Annotated in this window: 12 protein-coding genes; 2 read left to right on the top strand and 10 right to left on the bottom strand. The window is 69.9% G+C overall.

Annotated elements, in window-relative coordinates; genetic code table 11:
- Position 1: 1 nt before the first annotated feature.
- The gene (trpS, locus tag ACFXKA_RS26950; protein WP_354844884.1) at positions 2-1,075 is read left to right on the top strand and encodes a tryptophan--tRNA ligase; all 1,074 of its coding nucleotides are present in this window, start codon (positions 2-4) and stop codon (positions 1,073-1,075) included.
- Here the strand turns inward: trpS and ACFXKA_RS26945 are convergent.
- The 4 genes from ACFXKA_RS26945 to ACFXKA_RS26930 form a co-directional block, all read right to left on the bottom strand.
- The gene (locus tag ACFXKA_RS26945) at positions 1,072-2,250 is read right to left on the bottom strand and encodes a serine hydrolase domain-containing protein (protein ID WP_379429401.1); all 1,179 of its coding nucleotides are present in this window, start codon (positions 2,248-2,250) and stop codon (positions 1,072-1,074) included. The genes trpS and ACFXKA_RS26945 overlap by 4 nt on opposite strands.
- Positions 2,251-2,363: 113 nt before the next feature.
- The gene (locus tag ACFXKA_RS26940) at positions 2,364-4,745 is read right to left on the bottom strand and encodes an ATP-binding cassette domain-containing protein (protein ID WP_379429400.1); all 2,382 of its coding nucleotides are present in this window, start codon (positions 4,743-4,745) and stop codon (positions 2,364-2,366) included.
- Positions 4,746-4,791: 46 nt separating this feature from the next.
- Complete coding sequence (locus tag ACFXKA_RS26935) at positions 4,792-5,205, bottom strand: VOC family protein (protein ID WP_354844779.1); 414 nt, start codon at positions 5,203-5,205, stop codon at positions 4,792-4,794.
- 5 nt (positions 5,206-5,210) lie between these two features.
- Positions 5,211-5,630, bottom strand: coding sequence for a helix-turn-helix transcriptional regulator (locus tag ACFXKA_RS26930; RefSeq protein ID WP_379429483.1), 420 nt, complete (start codon positions 5,628-5,630; stop codon positions 5,211-5,213).
- A gap of 229 nt (positions 5,631-5,859) precedes the next feature.
- Between ACFXKA_RS26930 and ACFXKA_RS26925 the strand changes: the two genes are divergently transcribed.
- On the top strand, positions 5,860-6,879 hold the full coding sequence (locus ACFXKA_RS26925; RefSeq protein ID WP_354844785.1) for an alpha/beta hydrolase family protein: 1,020 nt from the start codon (positions 5,860-5,862) through the stop codon (positions 6,877-6,879).
- A 63-nt stretch (positions 6,880-6,942) separates the two neighbouring features.
- Here the strand turns inward: ACFXKA_RS26925 and ACFXKA_RS26920 are convergent, their stop codons facing one another.
- The 6 genes from ACFXKA_RS26920 to ACFXKA_RS26895 all read right to left on the bottom strand — a co-directional run bounded on the left by ACFXKA_RS26920 (position 6,943) and on the right by ACFXKA_RS26895 (position 11,467).
- Positions 6,943-7,842 (bottom strand): GNAT family N-acetyltransferase, encoded by a 900-nt coding sequence (locus ACFXKA_RS26920; RefSeq protein WP_379429399.1) that lies wholly within the window; start codon positions 7,840-7,842, stop codon positions 6,943-6,945.
- 59 nt (positions 7,843-7,901) lie between these two features.
- Positions 7,902-9,011, bottom strand: a complete 1,110-nt coding sequence (locus ACFXKA_RS26915) for a PrsW family intramembrane metalloprotease (RefSeq protein WP_379429398.1) — start codon at positions 9,009-9,011, stop codon at positions 7,902-7,904.
- Positions 9,012-9,099: 88 nt separating this feature from the next.
- Positions 9,100-9,669 (bottom strand): hypothetical protein, encoded by a 570-nt coding sequence (locus ACFXKA_RS26910; RefSeq protein ID WP_379429397.1) that lies wholly within the window; start codon positions 9,667-9,669, stop codon positions 9,100-9,102.
- Between the two features lie 174 nt (positions 9,670-9,843).
- The gene (locus ACFXKA_RS26905) at positions 9,844-10,920 is read right to left on the bottom strand and encodes a polyprenyl synthetase family protein (RefSeq protein ID WP_379429396.1); all 1,077 of its coding nucleotides are present in this window, start codon (positions 10,918-10,920) and stop codon (positions 9,844-9,846) included.
- A complete protein-coding gene (locus ACFXKA_RS26900) occupies positions 10,917-11,222 on the bottom strand; it encodes a flavodoxin-dependent (E)-4-hydroxy-3-methylbut-2-enyl-diphosphate synthase (protein WP_379429395.1) in 306 nt (101 codons plus the stop codon). The genes ACFXKA_RS26905 and ACFXKA_RS26900 overlap by 4 nt, the downstream gene beginning before the upstream one ends.
- On the bottom strand, positions 11,219-11,467 hold the full coding sequence (locus tag ACFXKA_RS26895) for a hypothetical protein (RefSeq protein WP_379429394.1): 249 nt from the start codon (positions 11,465-11,467) through the stop codon (positions 11,219-11,221). Before ACFXKA_RS26895 ends, ACFXKA_RS26900 begins: the two co-directional genes overlap by 4 nt.
- Positions 11,468-11,545: the final 78 nt, after the last annotated feature.

Raw genomic sequence — 11,545 nt, 5'->3', positions numbered from 1 at the left:
CATGAACTTTCAGGAGTTGTACGTGACCACCCCTTCGGATTCCTTCGCCGCGTCCCGCGAACGCAGCGACGAGCTGGCCGCCGAGGTGGCCGCGCATCCCGGCCGATTCCGCGTCCTCACCGGTGAACGGCCCACGGGCAGACTGCATCTGGGCCACTACTTCGGTACCGTGCGGGAACGGGTGCGGTTGCAGGAACTGGGCGTGGACCTGTGGGTGATCCTCGCCGACTATCAGGTCATCACCGACCGCGACAGCCTCGGCCAGGTCCGCGAGAACGTCTACAGCGCGGTGCTGGACTACGCCGCCGCCGGGATCGATATGAGCCGGGCGACCGTGTTCACCCACTCCTCGGTGCCGGCCCTCAATCAGCTCATGCTGCCGTTCCTGAGTCTGGTCACCGAGTCGGAGCTGCACCGCAATCCGACGGTGAAGGCGGAGCTGGCCGCCTCGGAGCGGGCGCTGAGCGGGCTGCTGCTCACCTATCCGGTGCATCAGGCCGCCGACATCCTGTTCTGCAAGGGCAATCTGGTGCCGGTGGGCAAGGACCAGCTGCCGCACCTGGAGGTCACCCGGGTCATCGCGCGGCGCTTCAACGAGCGCTACGGCCGGGTGTTCCCGGAACCGCAGGCGCTGCTCACCTCGACCCCGGAGATCCCGGGCCTGGACGGCCGCAAGATGTCCAAGAGCTACGGCAATGCCATCTCGCTGTCCATGACCGCGGATGAGACCGCGGCGCTCATCCGCCGCACCGCAACCGATTCCGACCGGCGCATCACCTTCGATCCCGATGCCCGGCCCGGCGTCTCGGCGCTGCTCACCACGGCGGCACTGTGCCTGGGCACCGATGAGCAGACGCTGGCGGACAAGCTCGGCGACGGCGGCGGTGCGGCGCTGAAGAAGCTGGCCACCGACGCGGTGAACGACTTCTTCGCGGGGCATCGGGCCCGGCGCGCGGAGCTGGCCGCGGACCAGGATTTCGCGAGCGGCATTGTGCGCGAGGGCAATCGGCGCGCCAACGAGATCGCCGAACGCACCCTCGATGAGGTGCGCTCGGCGATGGGGACGGTGTACTAGTCCGCCAGGGCTCCGTAGACCGCGGTCAGGAAGTCGCCGCCGAGCGGGCTGCGCCACTCGGCGGCGATGATGATGTTGGCCGACTGCACGAAAAGCAGTGTCACCAGATCCTTTTCGGGGTCGGCGTACCAGGCGGTGCCCAGGCCGCCGGGCCACGAGAGGGTGCCGACGCTGGGAATGCCGCCGCCGGGTTCGGTTTGCATCCTCACGCCGTAGCCGAACCCCTGGCCGGCCCAGATATCCTGGCCCAGCGGAGGATTGAAGGGGGCGGCCGCGTGCTGTTCGGGGGTGAGGCGGTCCCGGCTCAGCGCGGCAACAGTTTCGGCCGACAGGATCCGGACCCCGTCCAGCTCACCGCCATTGAGGAGCATGCGGGCGAAGCGCGCGTAATCGTCCACGGTGGACACCAGGCCCGCGCCGCCGGAGGGGAACAGCGGCTCCTCGCCCCATGCGGTGGTGGCGGGCCGGTCGAGTTCGGTGCGGTCGGGGTCGTACAGCACCGAGAGGCGGTCGCGTTCCGCTTCGGGCACCGTGAATCCGGTGTCCACCATGCCCAGCGGCGTCAGGACCCGTTCGCGCAGTGCGGTTTCCAGCGGCTGCCCGGTCACCCGGCTGATCAGGATGCCGAGGATGTCGGAGGCGGTGTGATAGCGCCACACCGTGCCGGGCTGCGCGATGAGCGGCAGCTCGCCGACCCGGCGCAGCCACTCGTCCGGTGCCAGCCGTTCGGCGTTCGCGACGCCGATGGCGCTCGCGATGGGGTCGGCGGTGAGCGCGAACAATTGCGGTGCGAGGCTGGAGCGGCCCCAGCCCAGGCCCAGCCGGTAGGTGAGCAGATCCTCCACCGTGATCGCGCGCTCGGCGGGCACCACGTCCGCGGGCGAGCCGTCCGGGTCGCGCATGACGGTGCGGCCGGCCAGTTCCGGCAGCCAGGCGTCCACCGGATCCGACAGCGCGATGCGGCCCTCGTCCACCAGGGTCAGCGCCGCCACCGCGGTGATCGGCTTGGTCATGGAGGCGATGCGGAACAGCGTGTCGCGCCGCATCGGCTGCCCGGCCGCCCGATCCCGCCACCCCACCGTGTCCACCTGCACCAGTTCGCCGTGCCGGTAGATCACGGCCACCGCACCGGCCACCTCGTCCCGCTCGACGTACCCGTCGAGTACCTCGCTCACCCTCTTCAGCCCCTCGGCCGAAAACCCGTTCACCGCAATCGCTCCCTTCCGTCGGCAGCCGGGATCAACCGCCGACGGCCGCCGATATTCCCGGCCGGGTCCGGGTAGTTCGCTCAGGCACCCACGTATGCGGCGAGGTGCTCACCGGTCAGCGTCGAGCGGGCGGCCACCAGATCGGCGGGGGTGCCCTCGAAGACGACGCGGCCGCCGTCGTGACCCGCACCCGGTCCCAGATCGACGATCCAGTCGGCGTGCGCCATGACGGCCTGGTGATGCTCGATCACGATGACCGATTTGCCGGAATCCACCAGGCGGTCCAGCAATCCGAGCAGATGCTCGACATCGGCCAGGTGCAGACCGGTGGTCGGCTCGTCGAGCACGTACACGCCGCCCTTGTTCCCCATGTGGGTGGCCAGCTTCAGCCGCTGCCGCTCACCGCCGGACAGCGTGGTCAGCGGCTGCCCCAGGCTCAGGTAGCCGAGGCCGACATCGTCGAGATGCTGCAGGATCTTGTGCGCGGCAGGGATTTTCGCCTCCCCGTCCGCGAAGAACCCGAGCGCCTCGCCGATCGGCATGGCCAGCACCTCGCTGATATCGCGCCCGCCCAGCTGGTATTCGAGCACCGCCGCCTGAAAACGCTTGCCCTCGCACTCCTCACAGACGGTGGCCACCCCGGCCATCATGGCCAGGTCGGTGTAGATCACGCCCGCGCCGTTGCAGGTCGGGCACGCGCCCTCCGAATTCGCGCTGAACAGAGCGGGTTTCACGCCATTGGCCCTGGCGAACGCCTTGCGGATCGGCTCGAGCAGGCCGGTGTAGGTGGCCGGATTGCTGCGCCGCGAACCCTTGATCGCGCCCTGGTCGATGGACACCACGCCCTCACCCGCCGGAATCGACCCGTGCACCAGCGAGCTCTTGCCCGAGCCCGCGACACCGGTGATGACCACCAGCACGCCCAGCGGGATGTCGACATCCACCTTCTGCAGGTTGTTGGCCGTCGCGCCACGGATCTCCAACGCCGCCTTGGACTTCCGGACCACATCCTTGAGCGCGGCCCGGTCGTCGAAGTGGCGTCCGGTGATGGTGCCGCTGCTGCGCAGCCCGTCGACAGTGCCCTCGAAGCAGATCTCGCCGCCGCCGGAACCCGCGCCGGGGCCGATGTCCACGATGTGGTCGGCGATGGTGATGGTCTCGGGCTTGTGCTCGACCACCAGCACGGTATTGCCCTTGTCCCGCAACCGCAGTAGCAGATCGTTCATGCGCTGGATGTCGTGCGGGTGCAGGCCGACGGTCGGCTCGTCGAAGACATAGGTGACATCGGTGAGCGCCGAACCCAGATGCCGAATCATCTTGACGCGCTGCGCCTCACCGCCCGACAGCGTGCCCGAGGCGCGGTTCAGGCTCAGATAGCCCAGCCCGATCTCGACGAACGAGTCCAGCACCTGCCGCAGCGATTCCAGCAGCGGCGCGACCGACGGCTCGTTAAGCTCGCGCACCCAGTCGGCCAGATCGCTGATCTGCATGGCGCAGGCGTCGGCGATGTTGATCTCGCGGATCTTCGAGGACCGGGTCAGGTCACTGAGCCGGGTGCCGTCGCAGTCGGGGCAGATCTGGAAGGTGACCGCGCGCTCGACGAACGCGCGCACGTGCGGCTGCAGCGAGTCGATGTCCTTGGACAGCATGGACTTTCGGATCTTGGGGATCAGGCCCTCGTAGGTCAGGTTGATGCCCTCGACCTTGATCTTGGTCGGTTCGCGGTAGAGCAGGTCGGCGAGCTCGCGCTTGTTGTACTTCTTGATCGGCTTGTCCGGGTCGAAGTAGCCGCTGCCGATGAAGATCCGCCCGTACCAGCCGTCCATGCTGTAGCCGGGAATGGTGAACGGGCCTTCGTTGAGCGACTTGCTGTCGTCGTAGAGCTGGGTCAGATCGATGTCGTTGACCGCGCCGCGCCCCTCACAGCGCGGGCACATGCCGCCGGTCACCGAGAAGCTGCGCCGCTCCTTGACCTGCTTGCCGCCCTTCTCCACGGTCACCGCGCCCGCACCGCTGATGGAGGCGACATTGAACGAGAAGGCCTGCGGTGAGCCGATATGCGGCTGTCCGAGGCGGCTGAACAGGATGCGCAGCATGGCGTTGGCGTCGGTGGCGGTGCCGACGGTGGAGCGCGGATCCCCGCCCATGCGTTGCTGATCGACGCTGATGGCGGTGGTCAGGCCCTCGAGCACGTCCACCTCGGGACGGGCCAGCGTCGGCATGAATCCCTGCACGAAGGCGCTGTAGGTCTCGTTGATCAGCCGCTGGGATTCGGCGGCGATGGTGTCGAAGACCAGCGAGCTCTTGCCCGAACCGGATACGCCCGTGAACACCGTGAGCCGGCGCTTGGGCAGATCGACGGAGACGTCCTTGAGGTTGTTCACCCGCGCGCCGACGACCCGGATCAGGTCGTGGGCGTCGGCGGCGGGCAGGGCGGGCTGCGGGGACTTGCTCGGGGCCATGCGTGTCTCCATCTGTGCGGGCGTACCGGTGGGGCGGAAGAGCGGGTCAGGAAACCTGCTGGATACGAACGAGATTGCCCGCGGGGTCGCGCACGGCGAAGTCACGCACGCCGTAGGGCTGATCGGTCGGCTCCTGGACGATCTCGACCGCGTCGCTGGCCTGCAGCTTCTCGAAGGCGGCGTCGACGTCCGCGGAGGCCAGCAGGATGGCGCCGTAGGTGCCCTTGGCCATCATCTCCACGATGAGCTTGCGCTCGTCCTCGGTGATGCCCGGATCCACGGCCGGCGGGTGCAGCACGATGGAGGTTCCGGGCTGATCGGCCGGGCCGACCGTGAGCCAGCGCAGCCCGTTGTAGCCGACGTCCTTGCGGAGTTCGAAGCCGAGCGCGTCGCGGTAGAAGGCCAGCGCGGCATCGGCGTCATTGTGCGGGAGGAAGCTCGCTGCAATGGTGATATCCATGGCGATCAGGCTAGTTGCGGGGCGCTTGCCTGGGCTTCTCGATTCCTGATCGGTCGGGTCACCTGCTTCTCGACGCAGGAGGGCATGCCCTCGGGGGCATCGGCCATCTGCTGTTTGTACACGCTGGGCGGCACCCCGACCAGCTCGGTGAAGCGGGTGCTGAAGGTCCCCAGCGAGGAGCAGCCGACCGCGAAGCAGACCTCGGTGACGCTCAGGTCCCCGCGCCGCAGCAACGCCATGGCCCGTTCGATGCGCCGCGTCATCAGGTAGGCGTACACCGATTCGCCGTAGGCGGCCCGGAACTGCCGGCTCAGATGCCCGGCGGAGATGTGCGCGTCGCGGGCGAGGGCCTCGACATCCAGCGGCCGCGCGTACTCGCGGTCGATACGGTCCCGCACGCGGCGCAGCCGCGCCAGATCGCGCATACGCTGTTCCTCGTCGGGTTTGCCGGTCACCTCTCGATGGTCGCACGCTGGGCGAATACTGTCGCGACGGCGTACCCGGCGATTGGGGGCTACCCTGCAAACGTTTTGTCAGGTAACAGTTTTGCCTTGACACAAGACATAGCGTGTCGGGGGAACCGGATCGGCCGGGGCCCCGGCACGGATCGACGATGAGGCCGAGCGTGGCCCGAGGACTGGAATCAGCTGTTCGATGAAGCTCTCTGCACTACGTAATAGGACCGCCCTGCGGACCGCCGCCGTCGCGCTCACCGCCGCGTTGTCCGTGGCCCTGGCCACCGGCACCGGCTCGGCCGACCCGGACAAGCCTTCGGCCATCAGCTCCATCCAGAAGGATGGACGGACCTGGCATCTGAAGGTCTACTCCGCGGCCATGGGCCAGGACATCCCCGTGGACGTGCAGCGTCCGGCCGACGAGTCGCAGGCCGCGCCGAACCTGTACATGCTCAACGGCCTCGACGGCGGCCTGGGCACCGCCAGCTGGAACGCCCAGACCAATGCCCTCGGCTTCCTGGCCGACAAGCAGGTCAATGTGATCCAGCCGATCGGTGGCCGCGGCAGCTACTACACCGACTGGATCAAGGACGACCCGCAGCTCGGGCGCAACAAGTGGACGACGTTCTTCACCCAGGAACTGCCGCCGCTGCTCGATGCCGCGCTCGGCTCCACCGGCCTCAATGCCCTGGCCGGCCTGTCCACCTCCGGCACCTCGGTGCTGCAGCTGGCCGAGGCTCAGCCGGGTCTGTGGAAGTCGGTGGCCGCCTACAGCGGGTGCGCGCAGATCGCCGACCCGATGGGCAAGCAGTTCCTCAAGTTCGCCGTGGAGACCTGGGCGGGCGGCAAGACCGAGAACATGTACGGTCCCGACAACAGCCCGCTGTGGACCGCCAACGACCCGGTCATCAATGCCGAGAAGCTGCGCGGCACCCAGCTCTACATCTCCAGCGGCAGCGGCATTCCGCTGATGAAGGACGTCGAGTACTACACCAAGTCCGCGCCCGGCCCGCAGGGTGACATCAACCTGGCGCTGGGCATGATCATCGAGGGCGGCGTCAACGCCTGCACCCACAACCTCAAGGACAAGCTGGACTCGATCAACATCCCCGCGACCTACCAGTTCGACCCCGTGGGCACCCACTACTGGCCGTACTGGGAGACCGCCCTGCACGACTCGTGGCCGCTGCTGGCCTCGGGTATGGGCATTCCCGCCTGAGTCACAGTTCGCGAGCGCCGCATGCCGTCGATCGGCATGCGGCGCTGCTGTTTTCCGGGGTTGCTACCGCTTGTCCGGGTTCGCCATCGGGGTCGCGGGGTCGGGGACGCTCATCGGTGAGCGCGCGATGCGGCCGCCCAGCCGTTCGTTGACCGTGAAGCCGTGGTGGCGGCACCAGGCGGCGAGGATGGGGACCGCGGAATCGTCGTCGCGGAAGGTCGGCACCAGCTGGCCGACGATGTAGAGGTGGTGGGCGTCGGCGGCGCGGCACAGGTGCTGCAGGACCGCGGTGCCCAGGCCGGTGCCGCGCAGTTCCGGATTCACCGTGATGTTGTCGAGCTTGATGGTGTCGGCGTAGATGTCGAACACCACCTCGACCAGCGGGTCGGCGCGGCGCAGGGATCCGATGTCGAAGGGCACCGGTCTCAGCACGCCGGGCAGGTGGTCGGACAGCCGTTGCCGCGCGGCCTCGTCGGGGGCGGTGCGCGCGAGGGCCAGCACCTCCTCGCTGAGGTCGGCGACCACCGCGCGGTCGCCGACCGCGGCCATGGGCCGGGCCTCCTCGGTGGCGTGGGCCAGGGCGGGCAGGCGGCGGGCCCAGTGCGGGGCGTCGTCGCCGTGGCGCAGGGCCAGGTCGGCGAGGGTGTCCTCGAGGCAGAAGGGCGCGCCGAGGCTGCGCACGACGGCGCCCGACAGCACGCCCCAGCGATGGTCGTCGGCGCCGACGCCGTGCACGGCCAGCTCGCGGACCAGGGCGTCGCGGCGGGCGGTGGCGCGGGCGACCGGGGAGCCGGGCAGCTGCTGCAGCCAGCGTTGCCAGCCGGTCAGATTGGCGCGAATGCGGGTGGTGGCGATATCAGCGCTCGCGTCGAGATAGTTGCACAGCGCTTGCTGTCTGCGCTCCAACAGCTCCCTCGCGCGCTCTCGCCCGGGCTCGATGGGCAGCGTCCGACCCTCACTCATACTGACTCACGCTAGCGTCCAGTTGACTATGCACTGGTCACCGGCACGCAGAAACTGCGCTACCAGCCGGAACGCGCACCCGCGCCACCGGGGATGCCACCCGGCCCGGACCCGTACCACTGGGGCAGTGAAGTTTGCTGGGGCGCAACCGAATCCAGATCCGTGACCCGGTCCAGCAGCCCGCGCTCGTAGACCAGGGCCTGCCTGCGCGACCATCCGGTCGAATGACGCAGCGCGGCACGGGCTTTGCGGCGGCGGTGATAGGTGAGCAGGGGCGCCAGCCCGGCCTCGGTGCCGACGGTGCGGGCGGCCGGGCGGGCGATGAGCGCCCCGAACCAGCGCCGCTCGGTGGTCAGCACCCAGGCGTAGGCGACGGCGAAGATGACCAGGTCGATGAGGATGGGCAGGTAGGTCGACAACAGCGCCGGACCGGGCGGGCGCGGGGCGTCGAAGAGGACGTGCATGGTGACGGCCAGCCCGTAGAACAGCGCGAAAACGCCCAGCCGCCAGAACCACGACCGGTCGGTGCGGCTGATCAGCAGCACGATGCCGACACCGGCCAGCGCCGACATGGCCCAGTGCGAGGTCAGCGCGGTGAAAAGTCGCAGCATCGCCACCAGGATCACGTCCACCACCGGATCCTGCGGGGAAGACAGTGCGGTCTGGGTGCTGTAGAGGCAGTCCTCGGCGATCTGCGCGCCCAGCCCGACCGCCGCGCCGAGCAGCAGGCCGTGCATGGGCCGGGTCAGCCGGCCCCGGAACAGCAGCGCGACCACGGCGATGCCGATGGCCTTGATGTACTCCTCGTCGATGGGCGCGGTGATGGCGGCGCTCCAGTTGACGGCGAAGCGGTCGCCGAACAGGTTGGTGATGGCGCGACTCACGTGGTCGTTGGCCCACATGGCCAGCCCGGTCCACACCGTGGCGCCCCAGATCGCGCCCATCACCATGGGGGCGACCAGGTGGCGGCGGGCCCGGAAGGGGTCCAGCGCGAACAGGATTCGCCCGATGACCACCAGGGTGAGGGCGGTGATCGGAAGGGCGGCGAGGGCGGCCGCGCCCGCGAACCACACCTGCCCGGCGGCCTGCAGCACGAACAGCAGCGGCCCGGCCATCACCGCCAGGCAGTACACCCAGAACAGCAGCGAGCGCGGCTGGAACCAGCTCATGCCGCATCCTTTCCGGCCTGAGCGAAGCCCTCCATGGTTACGCTGCGCGAGCGCAGGGAGGCGGAGCGCCGCCGCCGGGCTCGACCGCTCATGCCTCGACCGCCTTGCTCGAGTTCAGCACGTCCGCGATCATCCGGAGTCCGGCTTCGCGGGTGGTTCCGGTGGCCGTGACGGTCACGCCCACGTCCCCGCTGCTGGCCACCGCGCACACTCCGCCGGTGGTATCGGGCAGCACGCAGGTGAGCCCGTGGAAGTCGCCGACATCCACCGCTCCCCCGTCGAAACGCACGGTGACCCCGGCCGCGCGCAGCGGCAGCAGCATGCGCGGGGCGGCGGTGGCGAAGTCGGTGATGCCGTCGACCACCGACACCGACACCCGCTGGTCGCCGCTGTCGGAGGTCAGCACGGCGATGGATTCGTCGCCGGTGGCCCGCCGGCGCATCTGCTCGGGCGCCCGGAAGACCATGGCGTTGGCGGGATTCGCGGCGCCGTGCACGGCGCCGATCCCGGTCGCGATGATCTTGATACTGGTCCCCGCCGCCACCTCGGTCTCGCGGACCGGTACCGCCGATGACAGCAGGGGCGGCACCACCAGGGCGACCGCCAGCGCCCCCACCGCCCCGATCGCGGGGACTACCGAATGCACAAGGCGCACCATGCTTTCCACCCTCTCGGCTCCCTGAGGCAACGCCGGGGAGGGCGGATGCGTTCCGGACGCCCGGGTCGGGGTCCGGGCAGTCGCCCGCCCGGCGCTTGCCGCGAGTTAACCACACCGGCGGGCGCGATCGGGGTCGCAGCGCCGGGCGGGGCCCGGGGGTGATCGGGAGCGCGGCTAGGAGGTGCGCGCGATGACGGCGTCGGCGATGCTGCGCAGCCCGGACACCGCGGCGGGCGGGAACGGGGCGTGGGCGAGGGTCCGCTGCACCAGCAGCCAGCGCTCACGGATCATTCGTTCCACCGTGGGACGCGCTGTGGCGCTGAGGATCTCGCGACAGAGTCCGGCCCCGTGCAGGTCCAGTCCGGCATTGCCGACCAGGGCGCCGAGCTGGGCGCGCTGCTCGGGGCACGCGTGTCGCAGGGCGAGTGCGAGCAGCGCGGTGTGCTTGCCTGCACGGAGGTCGTCGATGTTGGATTTGCCGGTCTCCGCCGGGTCACCGTAGACCCCGAGCAGGTCGTCCTGGAGCTGGAACGCCTCGCCTAAAGGCCGCCCGTAGGACGAGAGCGCCCGCGCCACGTCGGGTCCGGCCCCGGCCAGCGCGGCGCCCAGTTGGAGCGGCCGTTCCACGGTGTAGGCCGCCGTCTTGTACCGGATGATCTCGAGCGCCCGGTCCAGGTCGCGGGTGGGGCGGCCGGTGGTGAGCAGGTCGAGATACTGGCCGTAGTTCACCTCGGTACGCATGGCGTCGAGAATCGGTGCGGCAGCGGCATTCTGGGCCGCAGAGAGGCCCGCGGTGTGCAGCAGTTCCTGCGACCACACCAGCCCGAAGTCGCCGATGAGCAGGGCGGCGTGGGTGCCGAAACGGGCGGCGGACGGGCGGTCGCCGCGGGCACCCTCGGCCACGGCCCGGTGCACGGTGGGCCGGTCGCGGCGGGTGGCGCTGTCGTCGATGATGTCGTCGTGGATGAGTACGGCGGCGTGGAACAGCTCGACCGCCGCGGCCACCCGGACCACGGAATCGGGCAGCTCACCGCCGCCGCCGGCGTACCAGCCGAGCACGCAGAACAGCGGCCGGATCCGTTTGCCGCCCGCGAACAGGAACGCGCGCACCGCGTCGACCACGTCGGGGGGCAGTCCGGCGGTGGCCGCGGATTCGGCCTTGTCGCCGAGGAATTCGTAGAGCGCGGCCTCCACCCGCACCCGGATGGCGGTGCGGTCCAGCGAGGATGGAGCGATCGCGGGGGTACTCACAGGGTGTCCTCCGATCCGGCGTTCTCGGTGAGGGCGACTGCTTCGGCGAGCAACGCCTCGACGATCTGGTGTTCGGCGGCGGTCCGCACCACGCGGCCGCGAACGAAGATCTGCCCCTTGCCCGCGGCGGTCACCTCCGCGGTCTGTCGCAGAGTGGCGCCGACATCGCGGGTGGAGGTGGTGGTCATGGTCTGGACCGGGATCGGCGCGCCGCCGCCCACGGGGACGCGGCCGATCCGGATGCGGCGGGTGCGGCGGCGCACCGGTGGCGCCGCGGCGAGGTCGAGCCGGGTGGTGATCATGGCCGCCTCCGCATCGCGGCGGGGGCGGCGAAGACGACGTGTTCGCGGGCGATCTCGTATTCGCGCACGGTGACCGGGCCCCACCAGCGCAGCGCGTCGATCACCGCGTCCACCAGGGCGGGCGGCGCGGAGGCTCCGGCAGAGAGCCCGATCACCCGGGTGGGCTCGATCCACGCGCCGTCGATGTCGCCGCCGTCGTCGATGAGATGCGCCGCGATCCCCTGCCGCCGTGCGACTTCCACCATGCGAGGCGGCCAGCAGCACGGTGCGCCGGCGCTGCTTCGGAAGCCGCTCCAGTACCGAACTGGCACAGGTGTTCTCGT

The organism is Nocardia sp. NPDC059228 (assembly GCF_042754245.1).
Classification (GTDB): Bacteria; Actinomycetota; Actinomycetes; order Mycobacteriales; family Mycobacteriaceae; genus Nocardia.
The sequence above is the reverse complement of the archived record's forward strand: the minus strand, read 5'-3'. Positions and strand labels throughout refer to the sequence as shown.